This window comes from Metapseudomonas otitidis (genome assembly GCF_011397855.1).
Classification (GTDB): domain Bacteria; phylum Pseudomonadota; class Gammaproteobacteria; order Pseudomonadales; family Pseudomonadaceae; genus Metapseudomonas; species Metapseudomonas otitidis.
Map to the genome: position 1 here is coordinate 1,691,820 of NZ_AP022642.1, position 15,725 is coordinate 1,707,544.

At 66.8% G+C, this 15,725-nt stretch carries 15 protein-coding genes; 9 read left to right on the forward strand and 6 right to left on the reverse strand.

What is annotated here, in order from left to right; all coding sequences use genetic code 11:
- Positions 1–41: 41 nt before the first annotated feature.
- Both PotMrB4_RS07960 and PotMrB4_RS07965 read right to left on the reverse strand, forming a co-directional pair.
- Positions 42–1,019 carry a Bug family tripartite tricarboxylate transporter substrate binding protein gene (locus tag PotMrB4_RS07960; protein WP_044407258.1) on the reverse strand — a complete coding sequence of 326 codons (978 nt, stop codon included), beginning with the start codon at positions 1,017–1,019 and terminating at the stop codon, positions 42–44.
- Positions 1,020–1,049: 30 nt separating this feature from the next.
- On the reverse strand, positions 1,050–2,315 hold the full coding sequence (locus tag PotMrB4_RS07965; protein ID WP_172432962.1) for an OprD family porin: 1,266 nt from the start codon (positions 2,313–2,315) through the stop codon (positions 1,050–1,052).
- A gap of 200 nt (positions 2,316–2,515) precedes the next feature.
- On the opposite strand from PotMrB4_RS07965, the gene PotMrB4_RS07970 reads away from it, so the two are divergent.
- The gene (locus tag PotMrB4_RS07970; protein ID WP_044407382.1) at positions 2,516–3,187 is read left to right on the forward strand and encodes a response regulator; all 672 of its coding nucleotides are present in this window, start codon (positions 2,516–2,518) and stop codon (positions 3,185–3,187) included.
- On the forward strand, positions 3,180–4,565 hold the full coding sequence (locus PotMrB4_RS07975; protein WP_044407252.1) for a sensor histidine kinase: 1,386 nt from the start codon (positions 3,180–3,182) through the stop codon (positions 4,563–4,565). Before PotMrB4_RS07970 ends, PotMrB4_RS07975 begins: the two co-directional genes overlap by 8 nt.
- Before the next feature lie 11 nt (positions 4,566–4,576).
- Here the strand turns inward: PotMrB4_RS07975 and PotMrB4_RS07980 are convergent, their stop codons facing one another.
- The 3 genes from PotMrB4_RS07980 to ygfZ form a co-directional block, all read right to left on the reverse strand.
- On the reverse strand, positions 4,577–5,332 hold the full coding sequence (locus tag PotMrB4_RS07980; RefSeq protein WP_172432963.1) for a substrate-binding periplasmic protein: 756 nt from the start codon (positions 5,330–5,332) through the stop codon (positions 4,577–4,579).
- A gap of 61 nt (positions 5,333–5,393) precedes the next feature.
- Positions 5,394–6,230 (reverse strand): HDOD domain-containing protein, encoded by an 837-nt coding sequence (locus PotMrB4_RS07985; protein WP_044407245.1) that lies wholly within the window; start codon positions 6,228–6,230, stop codon positions 5,394–5,396.
- Between the two features lie 38 nt (positions 6,231–6,268).
- Positions 6,269–7,210, reverse strand: a complete 942-nt coding sequence (gene ygfZ / locus PotMrB4_RS07990; protein ID WP_172432964.1) for a CAF17-like 4Fe-4S cluster assembly/insertion protein YgfZ — start codon at positions 7,208–7,210, stop codon at positions 6,269–6,271.
- Positions 7,211–7,330: 120 nt separating this feature from the next.
- Here ygfZ and PotMrB4_RS07995 point away from each other — a divergent pair, with 120 nt between their 5' ends.
- A complete protein-coding gene (locus PotMrB4_RS07995; RefSeq protein WP_044407239.1) occupies positions 7,331–7,585 on the forward strand; it encodes an FAD assembly factor SdhE in 255 nt (84 codons plus the stop codon).
- A complete protein-coding gene (locus PotMrB4_RS08000; RefSeq protein ID WP_172432965.1) occupies positions 7,569–8,021 on the forward strand; it encodes a protein YgfX in 453 nt (150 codons plus the stop codon). The genes PotMrB4_RS07995 and PotMrB4_RS08000 overlap by 17 nt, the downstream gene beginning before the upstream one ends.
- Here the strand turns inward: PotMrB4_RS08000 and nadB are convergent.
- Positions 7,990–9,606, reverse strand: a complete 1,617-nt coding sequence (nadB, locus tag PotMrB4_RS08005) for an L-aspartate oxidase (RefSeq protein WP_044407236.1) — start codon at positions 9,604–9,606, stop codon at positions 7,990–7,992. The two genes, PotMrB4_RS08000 and nadB, sit on opposite strands and share 32 nt — an antisense overlap.
- A 374-nt stretch (positions 9,607–9,980) precedes the next feature.
- Here nadB and rpoE point away from each other — a divergent pair, with 374 nt between their 5' ends.
- The 5 genes from rpoE to lepA all read left to right on the forward strand — a co-directional run bounded on the left by rpoE (position 9,981) and on the right by lepA (position 15,721).
- Complete coding sequence (gene rpoE, locus PotMrB4_RS08010) at positions 9,981–10,562, forward strand: RNA polymerase sigma factor RpoE (RefSeq protein WP_044407234.1); 582 nt, start codon at positions 9,981–9,983, stop codon at positions 10,560–10,562.
- 32 nt (positions 10,563–10,594) lie between these two features.
- Positions 10,595–11,176, forward strand: coding sequence for an RseA family anti-sigma factor (locus PotMrB4_RS08015; RefSeq protein ID WP_172432966.1), 582 nt, complete (start codon positions 10,595–10,597; stop codon positions 11,174–11,176).
- A 10-nt stretch (positions 11,177–11,186) separates the two neighbouring features.
- Positions 11,187–12,143 (forward strand): MucB/RseB C-terminal domain-containing protein, encoded by a 957-nt coding sequence (locus PotMrB4_RS08020; RefSeq protein WP_172432967.1) that lies wholly within the window; start codon positions 11,187–11,189, stop codon positions 12,141–12,143.
- A gap of 202 nt (positions 12,144–12,345) precedes the next feature.
- Positions 12,346–13,770, forward strand: a complete 1,425-nt coding sequence (locus tag PotMrB4_RS08025; RefSeq protein WP_394354026.1) for a DegQ family serine endoprotease — start codon at positions 12,346–12,348, stop codon at positions 13,768–13,770.
- A 151-nt stretch (positions 13,771–13,921) separates the two neighbouring features.
- The gene (gene lepA / locus PotMrB4_RS08030; RefSeq protein WP_044407226.1) at positions 13,922–15,721 is read left to right on the forward strand and encodes a translation elongation factor 4; all 1,800 of its coding nucleotides are present in this window, start codon (positions 13,922–13,924) and stop codon (positions 15,719–15,721) included.
- Positions 15,722–15,725 lie beyond the last annotated feature (4 nt).

A 15,725-nucleotide genomic window follows, 5' to 3' on the forward strand; every position in this document is an offset into this window, starting at 1 on the left:
CTGTTCGGGGCCTTAGCGTCTGTTCACGCTCTTGTGAGCGCTTACTGAGTGAGGCCGAACTCCTTGGCCATGTCCTTGTACTGGGCGACGCGCTGCTTCACGTAGGCGTCCAGTTCCGGGCCGGTCATGGCGAAGGGGAAGAGCTCGCGCTGGTCGCGCAGCTTGGCGAAGTCCTCGGAGGCCAGCAGCTGGTCGAAGGCGGCCTTCCACCAGGCGTAGTCCTCGTCGCTCACCTTCGGGCCCAGGTAGAAGCCACGCACCACCGGCCAGGTGATGTCGTAGCCCTGTTCCTTGGCGGTGGGGATGTTGGCCTTGTCTTCACCCGGCAGGCGCTCGTCGGAGAGCACGGCGAGGATGCGCATGTTGCCGGCGAGGATGTGCGGCATGGAGTCGGAGATGTCGGTACTGCCCACCTGGATGTGCCCGCCGAGCAGGGCGGTGGCGATCTCGCCGCCGCCTTCCAGGGCCACGTAGCGCAGGTTGCGCGGGTCGATGCCGGCGGCCTTGGCCAGCAGTGCGGTCTGCATCCAGTCCTGGCTGCCGACGGTGCCGGAGGAACCGATCACCACCTTGCCCGGGTCGGCCTTGAGGGCTTTGACCAGGTCGTCGAGGGTCTTGTAGGGGGAGTCGTTGCGCACGGCGATGGCGCCGTAGCTGGTGCCGATGCCGGCGAGCCAGCGCACGGCGTTCTCGTCGAAGCGGCCGAACTTGCCCTGGGCCAGGTTGAGCAGCGAGCCGCTGGACCAGGCGGTGATGGTGCCGGCGTCACCGGGGCGCTGGGCGACCACGGCGTTGTAGGCCACGGCACCGACGCCACCGGGCATGTAGGTGACGCGCATGGGCTTGCTGAGCAGCTTGGCGTCCATCAGGGCGCTCTGGGCCAGCTTGCAGGTGAGGTCGAAGCCGCCGCCGGGGGCGGCCGGGGCGATGCACTCGGGGCGCTTGGGCTCGGCCATCAGCTGGGTGGAGAGCAGCAGGCCGGTGGCGAGCAGGGCAAGGCGGGAGAGGGCGGTCTTCATCGGTTGTCTCCTGTGGAGTCTTATTGTGGATCACCAGATGGCGAGGGCGTAGCTGACGATCAGGCGCAGTTCGTCGGCATCCCGGGCGAAGTTGGAGCGGAAGCCGGCGTGGCGGGCGCGGAAGGTGAGGTCCTTGAGGGCGCCGCTCTGGACGACGTACTTGAACTCCACGTCGCGTTCCCACTCGCGGCCTTCCTGGTCGCTGCCGGTGACCTGGGCGTTGTCGCTGGTGATGTAGCGGGTCATGAAGCTCAGGCCGGGGACGCCGAGGCTGGCGAAGTCCAGGTCGTAGCGGGCCTGCCAGGAGCGCTGGTCGGCGTTGGCGAAGTCGTTGATCTGCACGAAGTTGACCAGGAACGGGTCGCTGCCGTCGATGTAGGCGTAGCCGGTGTCGCCGCTCATGCGCTGGTAGCCGAGGCCGACCTTGTGGGCGCCCTGGCCGTAGCTGACCATGCCGTTCAGCGCGCGGTTGTCCACCTTGCCGGCGGCGGCGCGGCCGGTGTCGGCGCTCATGGCGTAGCGCAGGTCGGCGCTGAGGGTGCCGCTGCCCAGGGGCTGGGTGGCGAGCAGGCCGAAGAAGTGCTGGCGGTAGACGTCGTCCAGCTCGGCGAAGTAGTAGCGCCCGGTGAGCTGCTTGCTGAACACGTAGTCGGCGCCGGCCAGGTCGTAGTGGTCGCCGCTGGCACCACTGGCGAAGCGCCGGTTCTTGTTGTTCAGGGCCAGGTCTTCGGAGTTGGTGGAGGCGCGGTCCTTCACTTCGCGCAGGCGGCCGCCGGTGAAGGTGAGGCCTTCGATCTCCTTGGAGGTGAGCAGGCCGCCTTCGAACACCTGGGGCAGGATGCGGCTGTCGCTGGCCTTGACCACCGGTAGCTCGGGAATGTGGCTGCCGATGCGCAGTTCACTCTTGGAGAAGCGCACCTTGCCGGTCAGGCCCAGCTTGCCGTAGGTGTCCGGGGTGCCGCCGTCGTCCTGCACCGGCAGCAGGTCGGTGCCGCTGCGGCCTTTGCCGGAGTCGAGCTTGACGCCGACCATGCCGAGGGCGTCCACGCCGAAGCCGACGGTGCCTTCGGTGAAGCCGGATTCGATGTTGAGGATGAAGCCCTGGGCCCATTCGTCGCGCTTGGACTGGCCGGTGCCTTCGCGGAAGTCGCGGTTCAGGTAGATGTTGCGGGCTTCGAGAGTGGCCGAGCTGTCCTTGATGAAGTCAGCCTGGGCGAACGGGGCGAGGGTGCAGCCGGCAATGGCCAGGCTGACGATGCGAGCAGGCGGCAACGCCTGCCGGGAGGCAGTTTGCATCGGTGGTCTCCGTTGTTGTTCTTGTAAAGCCGGCTCAACCAGGGCCGGCTATTGATGGGTGGTTTTGTCCACCCTGTGGCGATCCTAGGGGGCGAAGCTTTCGCCAGGCTTTCAGCGTGAAAGAATTCGGCAGGCCGGTTTTTTGCCGGTGGTTGGCCGTTACACTGCGGGCCGTTTCCTACAGCCTGGAGGACTCCACCGTGCGAATCCTGCTCGTCGAAGACCATCTGCAATTGGCCGATAGCGTGGCCCAGGCGCTGCGCGCGGCGGGCTGGACGGTGGACGTGCTGCACGATGGGGTGGCGGCGGACCTGGCGCTGTCCAGCGAGGAGTACGCCCTGGCGGTGCTGGATGTGGGGCTGCCGCGCCTGGATGGCTTCGAGGTGCTGTCGCGCCTGCGCGGGCGGGGCAAGACGCTGCCGGTGCTGATGCTCACCGCGCGGGGCGAGGTGAAGGACCGGGTGCTGGGCCTGAACCTGGGCGCCGACGATTACCTGGCCAAGCCCTTCGAGCTGTCGGAGCTGGAGGCGCGGGTGAAGGCGCTGCTGCGGCGCACGGTGCTGGGTGGCGAGCAGCAGCAGCGTTGCGGGCCGCTGCTCTATGACCTGGGCACCCGGCGCTTCAGCCTGGACGGCCAGCCGCTGACCCTGACCTCGCGGGAGCAGGCGGTGCTGGAGGTGCTGATCGCGCGGCCTGGCCGGGTGATGAGCAAGGACCAGTTGGCCGCCCAGGTGTTCGGCCTGGACGAGGAGGCCAGCCCGGACGCCATCGAGATCTACATCCACCGCCTGCGCAAGAAGCTGGAGGGCAGCACGGCGCGCATCGTCACCTTCCGCGGCCTGGGCTACCTGCTGGAGCACCAGGATGCGTGAGTCGGGAAGCCTGCGCGGGCGGCTGCTGCGGCGGCTGGCGCTGCTGCTGGCGGTGTTGCTGGTGCTCGGCAGCCTGAGTGCCTACTTCAATGCCCGCCAGGCGGCGGACACCGCCTACGACCGCACCCTGCTGGCGTCGGCCCGGGCCATTTCCGCCGGGCTCTACGAGGCCGACGGCCGGCTCAAGGCCGATGTGCCCTATGTGGCGCTGGACACCTTCGCCTACGACAGCGCGGGGCGGATCTTCTACCAGGTGACCGACATCGAGGGGAAGCTGGTCTCCGGCTACGAGAACCTGCCCGGCCCGCCGCCCGGCACGCCACGCACCGATGACTACCCGGCCCTGGCACGCTTCTACGACGCCAACTACGGCGGGGTGGACGTGCGGGTGGTGAGCCTGCTGCGCCCGGTGAGCGAGGCAAGCATCAACGGCATGGCGGAAATCCGCGTGGCCGAGACCGAGGAGGCCCGCGAGCGCCTGGCCCGGGGGCTGCTGGTGGATACGTTGTGGCGCCTGGCGCTGATGTCCCTGGCGGCGCTGGGGCTGGTGTGGCTGGCGGTGAGTGCGGCGATGCGCCCGCTCAACCAGCTGCGTTCGGCGGTGGAGGAGCGCCAGCCGGACGACATGCGCCCGTTGCCGGTGGTGGTGGTGCAGAGCGAGCTCAAGCCGCTGGTGGATGCGCTCAACCGGTTCACCGAGCGCCTGCGCGGGCTGTTCCAGCGCCAGGCGGACTTCATCGCCGACGCCTCCCACGAGTTGCGCACGCCCCTGGCGGCCCTGAAGGCGCGGATCGAGCTGGGCCTGCGCGAGCAGGACCCGGCCGCCTGGCGCCGGACCCTGGAGGAAAGCGCGGCGAACACCGATCGGCTGACCCACCTGGCCAACCAGTTGCTCTCCCTGGCCCGCATCGAGAGCGGGGCGCGGGCGATTGCCGAGGGCGGTGCCGAGCGCATCGAGCTGGGTGCCCTGGCCCGTGAGCTGGGGATGGCCCTGGCGCCCCTGGCCCACGCGCGGGGCATCGCCCTGGCGCTGGAGGCCGAGGACAGCGCCTGGGTGATGGGCGAGCCGACGCTGCTCAACGAGTTGCTCAGCAACCTGGTGGACAACGCCCTGGCCCATACGCCGAAGGGCGCCAGTGTGACCCTGCGGGTGATGGCGCCGGCGGTGCTGGAGGTGGAGGACGAGGGCAGCGGCATTCCGCCGGAAGAGCGCGAGCGGGTGTTCGAGCGTTTCTACCGGCGCACGGCCCAGGCCAGCGGGGCCGGGCTGGGCCTGGCCATCGTCGGCGAGATCTGCCGGGCGCACATGGCCGAGATCAGCCTGCACGACGGCGGCGCGGGTGGGTTGCGGGTGCGGGTGAGCTTTCCGCCGGCCTGAACGGCCTGCCGTCAGTGCAGGGCGCTCAGCGGCTGTTCGGCTTCGAGCAGGTAGCGGGCGACCTTGCCGCTTTCGCGCAGTTGCGCCAGGCCCTGGTTGAAGCGCGCCATGAGCTGTTCGTTGCCGGGCACCGAGCGGGACAGCAGCAGGTGCATGGTGTCGCTGCGCAGGGGCCGGGGGTGGAAGGTGAGGCGGCTGCGTTCCTCGCGGCTGAAGCCTTGCTGCAGGTTGGCGATGCCGACCACTTTGTCCATGGGGAACACGTCGATGCGGCCGGCCAGGAGCATGCGCAGGCCCTGTTCCTCGGCGGCCAGGCGCTGCACGCGCAGGCGGCCGTCCTGCTCGGCACGCTGGAAGGCCTCGCCGTAGTCGTAGCCGATGGTGGCGCCCAGGCGGTGCTGCCGGAGGTCCTCCACGCTCTGCCATTCGAGGGCGGTGTCCTTGCGGTGGAACAGCACGTAGCCGCTCTCGATCACCGGATCACTGACGTAGAAATCCCGCTCGCGGTCGGCCGTGCGCAGCCAGATGGCGGTGCCGTGGCGCTCGCCTTTCTCGGCCAGGCGCAGGGCGCGGGCCCAGGGGTAGAACTCCCAGTGGACGGTGACGCCCTCCAGGGCGAAGGCTTCGGCGACGATGCGCGAGGCTACGCCCTGGTGCGGCAGCGTGGCGCCGAGGTAGGGCGCCCATTCACCGTTGGTGAGGCGCACGTCTTCAGCGGCGGCGAGGCTGCCGAAGGCAAGGGCGAAGAGAAGGAAGAGGGCGCGCATCCGTCGGGTCCGGTACTCCATGTATGCAGGGAGTCTAGACAGGGATGGCGCGCCCGTTAGATCACTGCAGCATGCTCATGGCCGCTTCCATGGCGGCGGAGAGGTCTTCGTCGGCCTGCATGTCGACCTGCGGGTCGAGGCCGAGCTTGGCGAAGGCGGGGACCTGGCTCCAGTCGAGCTGGGTATAGGGGTGCTCGCTGCCCAGGTAGCTCTGCAGGGTGGCGACCTGGACGATGTCCACGTAGTCGACCTTGGGGGAGTTGCGGGTGAAATCCAGGTACTGGCTGGGGATCTGCGCGATCGGGGCGGGGAATTCCCAGGCCTTGAGGATGCGGTCGCCGATGATCGGGTGGATGCGCTCGATCACGTGGTTGAGGCTGATGGAGTCGGCCAGCAGTTCGTAGTGCTCTTCGGCGTAGGTGAGGATCGGCAGCACGCCGATCTGGTGCACCAGGCCGGCGAGGGTGGCCTGGTCCGGCGCGAGGCGGGTGTAGTGGCGGCAGAGGACGTGGCAGATGCCGGCGATCTCGGTGCTCTTGTTCCAGACTTCGCGCATCTTGCGGTCGACCACGTCGGAGGTGGCCTGGAACATCTGCTCCATGGCCAGGCCCGTGGCGAGGTTGCAGGTGTAGTTGATGCCGAGGCGGCTGATGGCCATCTGCAGGTCGGTGATTTCCTTGTTGGTGCGCAGCAGCGGGCTGTTCACCACCTTGATGATGCGGGCGGTGAGGGCGGCGTCGTTGCCGATCACCTTGGACAGGGCGGGGATGCTCACGTCGGGGTCTTCCGCGGCTTCGCGCACCTTCAGCGCCACTTCGGGCAGGGTGGGCAGCACCAGCTCATCGTTGTCGATGGCGCGGATCAGGTCTTCCTGGACTTTCTCGGCAAGCTTGCTCATGGGGGCTCTCTAGGCGTTGTAGGCGGTTGGACCGGCCCTCAGCGCTGGATCTCGCGGTCGGCGTCCAGCGTGTAGGGGAGGTCGAGCAGGTTCAGCACGGGGCCGTCGATGGCGCCCAGGTGGATCCGTCCGTCGTTGACCGCGTCTTCCTGGAGCACGGCGAGGAGTTCGTAACCCTGTTCCGCCGGGGCGGCCAGCACCACTTCGCCGACGCTGCTCTGGTGAACGGGGGAAAAGAGTTCGAGGCCGGGGGCCGGGCGTTCGCCTTCGGGCAGGGCCAGGCGCTGCAGGCGGCGCTTGAGTTTGCCCAGGTACTGCATGCGGGCGACGATCTCCTGCCCGGTATAGCACCCTTTCTTGAAGCTGACGCCGCCGACCGCCTGGAGGTTGATCATCTGCGGGATGAACAGCTCGCGGGTGGCGGCGAAGACCTGGCCGACCCCGGCGCGCACCTGGGCCAGCAGCCAGGCATCCAGCGGGGCCTCGGGCAGGTGGGCGGCGAGGTGGGCGCGCAGGCTGTCGGCTTCGCCAGCCGCTGCCCAGAGTTCAGCGCGGCCGTCGGAGAGGCGCAGGGCGATGCGGCCCTCGGCGCGTACGACGGCGCCGGCTTCGGTGGGCAGGTCGAGGCCCAGTGCGGCCAGCACGGCGTCGCCCCGGGCCAGGCCGAAGCGCACCCAGGTGGCGCTCTCGTCGGCCAGGGTGGCCTTGGAGAACACGGCGTATTTCTTCAGGTCGGCGAGTTGCACGTCCAGCAGCTGGGCGTCGAGGGCGAGCAGGTAGCCGTCGCCTTCGGGCAGGATGCGGAAGCTGGAGACCATGCGTCCCTTGGGGGTGCAGCGGGCGCCGAGGCTGGTGGTGGTGTCGTTGAGGTAGGCGAGGTTGCAGGTGACCTGGCCCTGGAGGAACTTGGCGGCGTCCACGCCACGGACGGCGATGATGCCTTCGTGGGTGAGCGGGCAGAAGAATGCGGTTTCAGCCATGGGATATCGCTGGAAAGGGTGTCCGGGGCGTCATCATAGAGCCCGGTCGGCGGCTTGTCAGCGGGTGCCGGCCGGCGTCCGTGCCGTTATACTGCGCGCCTGTTTACTGGAGGCACCCCGATGGCCGACGCAACTGAACTGAACCGACTCTTCTGGCACAGCCGCCGCGGCATGCTGGAGCTGGATGTGCTGCTGGTCCCCTTCGTGCAGGAGGCGTACCCGCACCTCGACGAGGCCGACCAGGCCCGTTACCGCAAGCTGCTGGAATGTGAGGACCAGGACATGTTCGGCTGGTTCATGCAGCGCGGCGAGCCGGAAGATGCGGACCTGCGGCGCATCGTGAAAATGATCCTGGACCGTGTCCAGCCCAAGTAGTCCCTTCGAATGCCACTGGCGCCCGTCGCGGCGCCTGCTGGCGATCTACCTCTTCCTTCTAGTGCTGTGCCTGGTGGCGCTGGCGGCGGCCGAGTGCCCGGCCTGGGTGCGCCTGCTCGGTGTGCTGCTGTGCGCTGGCCACGCGGCCTGGGTGCTGCCCCGGCGCATTCTGCTGACGGCGCCGTCGGCGATCCTCGGGTTGCGCCTGTCGTCGGATGGGCTGGCGTTGCTGCGCCGGGATGGCGAATGGCTGCCTGTGCAACTGTCGCCGGACAGCCTGGCGCTACCCCTGGCGGTGCTGCTGGTCTATCGCCAGCCGGGTCGCCCCTGGGCCCAGGGGCTCTGCGTGCCGGCCGATGCGATGGACGCCGATTGGCATCGGCGCCTGCGGGTGCAGCTGCGTTTCAGTCGCCAAAGGTGGGCGGCACCAGAATAGTGTCGTGGGCTTCGGGCAGGGTGTCGGGGTAGTCCAGGGTGTAGTGCAGGCCCCGGGATTCCTTGCGCTGCATGGCCGAGCGGATGATCAGGTCCGCCACCTGGGCCAGGTTGCGCAGCTCGATGAGGTCACGGCTGACCTTGTAGTTGGAGTAGAACTCGTCGATCTCGCTGAGCAGCAGGCGCACCCGGTGCTGGGCGCGCTGCAGGCGCTTGTTGGTGCGCACGATGCCGACGTAGTCCCACATGAATCGCCGCAGTTCGTCCCAGTTGTGCGCGATGATCACGTCCTCGTCCGAGTCGGTGACCTGGCTGGCGTCCCAGGTGGGCAGGCTGTCGGGAACGGGGATCTGCTCCATCTGGCCGAGCATGTCCTCGGCGGCGGAGCGGGCGTAGACGAAGCACTCCAGCAGGGAGTTGCTGGCCATGCGGTTGGCGCCGTGCAGGCCGGTGAAGCTGGTCTCGCCGATGGCGTAGAGGCCGGGGACGTCGGTGTGGCCGTGGCGGTCCACCACCACGCCGCCGCAGGTGTAATGGGCGGCGGGCACCACGGGGATGGGCTGGCGGGTGATGTCGATGCCGAAGCCCAGGCAGCGCTCGTAGACCGTGGGGAAGTGGCTCTTCACGAACTCGGCGGGCTTGTGGCTGATGTCCAGGTAGACGCAGTCGATGCCCAGGCGCTTCATCTCGTGGTCGATGGCGCGGGCGACGATGTCGCGCGGTGCCAGTTCGGCACGCTGGTCGAAGCGTTGCATGAAGCGCTCGCCGCTGGGCAGGCGCAACAGGCCGCCTTCGCCGCGCACCGCTTCGGTGATCAGGAAGCTCTTGGCCTGCGGGTGGTAGAGGCAGGTGGGGTGGAACTGGTTGAACTCCAGGTTGCCCACCCGGCAGCCGGCCCGCCAGGCCATGGCGATGCCATCACCGCAGGCGCCGTCGGGGTTGCTGGTGTAGAGGTAGACCTTGGCTGCGCCGCCGGAGGCAAGCACGGTGAAGCGCGCGCCGTAGGTGTCGACCTCGCCGCTGCTGCGGTTCAGTACGTAGGCACCGAGGCAGCGCTGGCCGGGCAGGCCGAGCTTGCGCTCGGTGATCAGGTCGACGGCGACATGCTGCTCCAGCAGTTCGATGTTGGGGCACTGCCGGGCGCGCGCCAGCAGGGTGTTGAAGATGGCGGCACCGGTGGCGTCGGCGGCATGGATGATGCGCCGGTGGCTGTGCCCGCCCTCGCGGGTGAGGTGGAACTGGAAGCCACCGTCTTCACGGGCACTCTCGTCCTCGCGGGTGAAGGGCACGCCCTGGTCGATCAGCCACTGGATGGCCTGGCGGCTGTGCTCGACGGTGAAGCGGACGGCATCCTCGCGACAGAGCCCGGCCCCGGCGATGAGGGTGTCTTCGACATGGGAATCGACGGTGTCGGTGTCGTCCAGGACGGCAGCGACGCCCCCCTGGGCCCAGAAGGTCGAGCCCTGGGACAGGTCGCCCTTGCTGAGGACGGCGATGCGCAGGTGGGAAGGCAGTGTCAGCGCAAGGGTGAGGCCGGCGGCGCCGCTGCCGATCACCAGTACATCGTGCTGGAAGTGTTGGCTCATGTCGGGGATCCCGCGGGAAGGCGGCCCCTAGTATATAGAGGGGGTGGTCGGCACAATAGCGCGTTCATGGTCGCCGAATAAATCGTGGGAACTTTCCATTGCCCCCCGCTTTCTTAGGTGTGTCGCACATGAAGTGACGTGCTTGGCGAGTTGTGCCGCGAGGGGCTTCCTGCTCCTCTGGCTGCGGCAAATCAGGCGAATAAATTATCCGCGCAGCAGCGGTTGAACCCTGCTGCGTGATTCCGTGCAAGAAGGAAACGGTCTTGCAGGAAGCTTGCTTGGAGGGGAGAACTTTTGCGTAACGCCCGAGTCTATCTTGGCAAGCCGATCCACTGGGCGGCGCGGTGCCCCTCGAGCTCCAACGAGGAGTATCCATGCTAACCCAGGAACAGGATCAGCAACTGGTCGAGCGGGTGCAGCGAGGCGATAAGAGGGCTTTCGATCTCTTGGTGCTGAAGTATCAGCACAAGATCCTCGGGTTGATCGTGCGGTTCGTGCACGACACCCAGGAAGCCCAGGATGTCGCTCAGGAAGCCTTCATCAAGGCGTATCGTGCGCTCGGTAATTTTCGCGGTGACAGTGCTTTCTATACCTGGCTGTACCGCATCGCCATCAACACGGCGAAGAACCATCTGGTGGCGCGTGGTCGACGTCCTCCGGATAGTGATGTGAGTGCGGAGGATGCGGAGTTCTACGATGGCGATCATGCCCTCAAGGACAACGAATCGCCCGAGCGCTCGCTGCTGCGGGACGAGATCGAGGGTACGGTCCATCGAACCATCCAGCAGTTGCCCGAGGATTTGCGTACGGCGCTGACGTTGCGTGAATTCGATGGTCTGAGTTACGAGGACATCGCCAGCGTCATGCAGTGTCCGGTTGGTACGGTTCGCTCGCGTATTTTCAGGGCGCGAGAAGCGATCGATAAAGCCCTGCAGCCCCTGCTGCAGGAATCCTGAGACAGCGGCGACAGCAATAGAGAGGAATCGCCATGAGTCGTGAAGCCCTGCATGAATCGCTGTCCGCGGTGATGGATAACGAAGCGGATGAACTGGAGTTGCGCCGAGTGCTCGCCTCCAGCGGTGATGAGGAGATCCGTGCCACGTGGTCGCGCTACCAGATAGCCCGTGCCGTGATGCACAAGGAGCTGCTCGAGCCCCGTCTCGACATCGCGGCGGCGGTATCCGCAGCGCTGGCGGAAGAGGCTGCTCCGGCTACCGCTACCAAGGGCCCCTGGCGGACCCTGGGTCGCCTGGCAGTCGCTGCATCGGTGACTGTCGCCGTGCTGGCCGGTGTGCGCCTGTACAACCAGGACGAGGTGGGCGCCCGCCAACTGGCCCAGCAAGGTGGCGTGCAGCCCCTGATCACTGCGCCCCAGGCCAACAAGGATGCGGTGCTGGCGGGTTACAGCGTCGAGTCCCCGCGTGTACTGCCGCAAGGTTCGGCTGCGCCGTCGGGCTGGCATGACCAGCGCCTGCCGGCCTACCTGCGCCAGCACGCCCAACAGGCCGCCATGAGCGGCTCCGAGAGCGCGCTGCCCTATGCACGCGCTGCCAGTCTGGAGAGCCGCTGAGCAGTAATCCATGCGCGCACTACCACTCTTCTTGCTGCTCGGCGGCGGATGGCTGGCTCAGGCCGCCCACGCCGCCGAACCCCAGGATTGGCTGAAGCGTATTGCCCAGGCCGAGCAGCAGCAGAATTTCCAGGGAACATTCGTCTACGAACGCAGCGGCAGTTTTTCCACCCACCAGGTCTGGCATCGGGTCGATGCCGGCAAGGTGCGTGAGCGCCTGCAGCAGCTCGATGGCCCGGCCCAGGAGGTCGTGCGGGTGGACGGCAGGACGCAGTGTGTCAGTGGCGCCCTTGCCGACCAGATGGGCGGGCAGCTGTGGCCCGCGCGCGACCTAGATGCGGCGCAGATCGCCAAGTCCTACGAGATCAGCGTGGTGGGTGAGTCCCGTGTTGCCGGGCGGCCCGCTGTGGTCTTGAGTCTGGTGCCGCGTGACCAGCACCGCTATGGCTTCGAGCTTCACCTGGATCGCGAGACCGGCCTGCCGCTCAAGTCGCTGATGCTCAATGACAAGGGGGGGCTGCTGGAGCGCTTCCAGTTCACCCAGCTCGAAACGGTCCGTCCGGACGATGCCGAGCTTCAGCCCGGGGCCGATTGCCAGTCGGTGAGTTTCTCCGATGCGCCGGCGGAGCAGGCCAGTGGCTGGCGCTCCGACTGGTTGCCGCCAGGCTTCAGTCTTTCCAGTTCGACCCAGCGCCGCAGCCCGGCGTCATCCGATACCGTGGCCTGCCTGCTCTATGGCGATGGCCTGGCGCGCTTCTCGGTCTTCCTTGAGCCGCTGCACGGCGCGCGGGTGGAGGACATCGTGCCCTACGAGCTCGGGCCTACGGTGGCGGTATCCCGTCGACTGAGCACGGCAGACGGGGATGTGATGGTCACCGTCGTAGGTGAAATTCCTGTGGGAACTGCGGAGCGCGTCGCGTTGTCTATGCGTTCGGCGGGTACCGCTGGCAGTCCGGCGCCCCAGTAATTGAGGGGCGCACGGGCGGCAGCGCTGGGCCTCCTGCTCGAACGGAGGTCAGCAATCGGTGGCAATCTGCCATCGATTCGTGTCCCAAGTTGTGCAATGTTCTATCGGGCTGGAAGCCTCGCTTCCGGCCCGATTTGCGTTTGCCTGCCCCGCCCCAGGGCGCTCGGTGGGTTCAAATTCCTCGTGTAATTACGGGAGCTGTATGTCGATGCTAAGCATGAAATCCTGCATGTCCGCCGTGGCGGCGCTGCTGCTGCTCGGACAAACCCTCGTGGCGCGTGCCGAACTGCCTGACTTCACCCCGCTGGTGGAGCAGGCGTCCCCCGCCGTGGTCAACATCAGTACGCGACAGAAGCTGCCCGAGCGCGCTGTCGCCAACCAGATGCCGGACCTGGAGGGGCTGCCGCCGATGCTGCGGGAGTTCTTCGAGCGCAGCATGCCCCAGGCGCCCCGCGGCCAGGGCGGTCGCCAGCGCGAAGCGCAGTCCCTGGGTTCCGGCTTCATCATCTCCAAGGACGGTTACATCCTGACCAACAACCATGTGGTGGCGGACGCCGACGAGATCATCGTGCGCCTGTCCGACCGCAGCGAACTGGAGGCCAAGCTCATTGGCGCCGACGCCCGCACCGACGTGGCCCTGCTGAAGGTGGAGGGCAAGGACCTGCCCATCGTCAAGCTCGGCAAGTCCGACGCGCTGAAGGTGGGTAGCTGGGTGCTGGCCATCGGTTCGCCGTTCGGCTTCGATCACTCGGTGACCGCCGGTATCGTAAGCGCCAAGGGCCGCAGCCTGCCCAACGAGAGCTACGTACCGTTCATCCAGACCGACGTGGCGATCAACCCGGGTAACTCCGGTGGCCCGCTGTTCAACCTGGACGGCGAAGTGGTCGGCATCAACTCGCAGATCTTCACCCGCTCCGGTGGCTTCATGGGCCTGTCCTTCGCCATCCCGATCGACGTGGCGATGAGCGTGGCCGATCAGCTCAAGGCCAACGGCAAGGTCAACCGCGGCTGGCTGGGCGTGGTGATCCAGGAGGTCAACAAGGACCTCGCCGAATCCTTCGGTCTCGACAAGCCGGCCGGTGCGCTGGTGGCCCAGGTGCTGGAGAACGGCCCCGCTGCCAAGGGCGGTCTGCAAGTGGGCGACGTCATCCTCAGCATGAACGGCCAGCCCATCGTCATGTCCGCCGACCTGCCGCACCTGGTGGGCGGGCTGAAGCCGGGTACCAAGATCGACCTGGGCATCGTCCGCGATGGCAATCGCAAGAACCTGTCCCTGAGCATCGGTGCGCTGCCGGAGGACGGTGAGGAGCTGGCCAGTGCCGGCGAGTCCTCGGGTGCCGAGCGCAGCAGCAACCGTCTGGGCGTGCTGGTGGCCGGCCTCTCCGAGGAACAGCAGAAGGCGCTGGACATCAAGGGTGGCGTGGTCATCCGCGAGATCCAGGATGGACCGGCTGCGCTGATGGGCTTGCGCCCGGGCGACGTGATCACCCACCTGAACAACCAGGCCATCGATTCGGTGCAGACCTTCGCCAAGATCGCCAAGGAACTGCCGAAGAACCGTTCGGTGTCCATGCGTGTGCTGCGCCAGGGCCGCGCGAGCTTCATCACCTTCAAATTGTCGGAGTGATCCGATGCACTGAAAAAGGGCGGCCCAGGTCGCCCTTTTTCATGGGCGGGGCCCGTCGGTCGTGCGTGACGCCCATGATGGCGATCAGGTAAACTCCCCGGCTATTTTTCGGCAAGCAACCGGCTTGCGGCTTTTTTCGAGTGTCGATCCCGTGAGTGACCTGAGTCATATCCGCAACTTTTCCATCATCGCCCACATCGACCATGGCAAGTCGACCCTGGCGGATCGCTTCATCCAGCTCTGTGGTGGCCTTTCCGATCGCGAAATGGAGGCCCAGGTGCTCGACTCCATGGACCTGGAGCGTGAGCGCGGCATCACCATCAAGGCCCACAGCGTCACCCTGCACTACAAGGCGCAGGACGGCCGGACCTACCAGCTGAACTTCATCGATACCCCCGGCCACGTGGACTTCACCTACGAGGTGAGCCGCTCCCTGGCTGCCTGCGAAGGCGCGCTGCTGGTGGTGGACGCGGGGCAGGGCGTCGAGGCCCAGTCGGTAGCCAACTGCTACACCGCCATCGAGCAGGGCCTGGAAGTGATGCCCGTGCTGAACAAGATGGACCTGCCCCAGGCCGAGCCGGAGCGGGTCAAGGACGAGATCGAGCACATCATCGGCATCGACGCCACGGACGCCGTGCCCTGCAGCGCCAAGAGCGGCATGGGCGTGATCGAGGTGCTGGAGCAGCTGGTCAAGGTGATCCCGCCGCCCGAAGGCGAGATCGAGGCGCCTCTGCAGGCGCTGATCATCGACTCCTGGTTCGACAACTACCTGGGCGTGGTCTCGCTGGTGCGGGTCAAGCACGGCCGGGTGAAGAAGGGCGACAAGATCCTGGTGAAGTCCACCGGCAAGGTCCACCAGGTGGACAGTGTCGGCGTCTTCACCCCCAAGCACACCGAGACCGCAGACCTCAAGGCCGGCGAAGTGGGCTTCATCATCGCCGGCATCAAGGACATCCACGGCGCGCCGGTGGGTGACACCCTGACCCTGTCCAATACCCCGGACGTGGACGTGCTGCCCGGCTTCCAGCGCATCAAGCCGCAGGTCTATGCCGGCCTGTTCCCGGTCAGCTCCGATGACTTCGAGGACTTCCGCGAGGCTCTGCAGAAGCTGACCCTGAACGACGCCGCGCTGCAGTACGAGCCGGAAAGCTCCGAGGCCCTGGGCTTCGGCTTCCGCATCGGCTTCCTCGGCATGCTGCACATGGAGATCATCCAGGAGCGCCTGGAGCGCGAATACGACCTGGACCTGATCACCACCGCCCCGACCGTGGTCTTCGAGATCGTCCTTAAGAGCGGCGAGACCGTCTACGTCGACAACCCGTCCAAGCTGCCGGACCTGGCGTCCATCCAGGAGATGCGCGAGCCCATCGTGCGCGCCAACATCCTGGTGCCTCAGGAGCACCTGGGCAACGTCATCACCCTGTGCATCGAGAAGCGTGGCGTGCAGCGCGACATGCAGTTCCTCAGTTCCCAGGTTCAGGTCTGCTACGACCTGCCGATGAACGAGGTGGTGCTGGACTTCTTCGACCGCCTGAAGTCGGTGAGCCGTGGTTACGCCTCGCTGGACTACAGCTTCGACCGCTTCGAGCCCGCCAACCTCGTCCGCCTGGACGTGCTGATCAACGGCGAGAAGGTCGATGCGCTGGCACTGATCGTTCACCGCGAGCAGGCCCACTACAAGGGCCGTGCGTTGACCGAGAAGATGAAGGACCTGATTCCTCGGCAGATGTTCGACGTCGCCATCCAGGCCGCTATCGGCGGCCAGATCGTGGCGCGGACCACCGTCAAGGCACTCAGGAAGAACGTTCTGGCCAAGTGCTACGGCGGCGACGTCAGCCGTAAGAAGAAGCTGCTGGAGAAGCAGAAGGCCGGTAAGAAACGGATGAAGCAGGTAGGCAGCGTGGAAATCCCGCAGGAAGCCTTCCTCGCTGTTCTCAAAGTGGATAGCTAGGGTC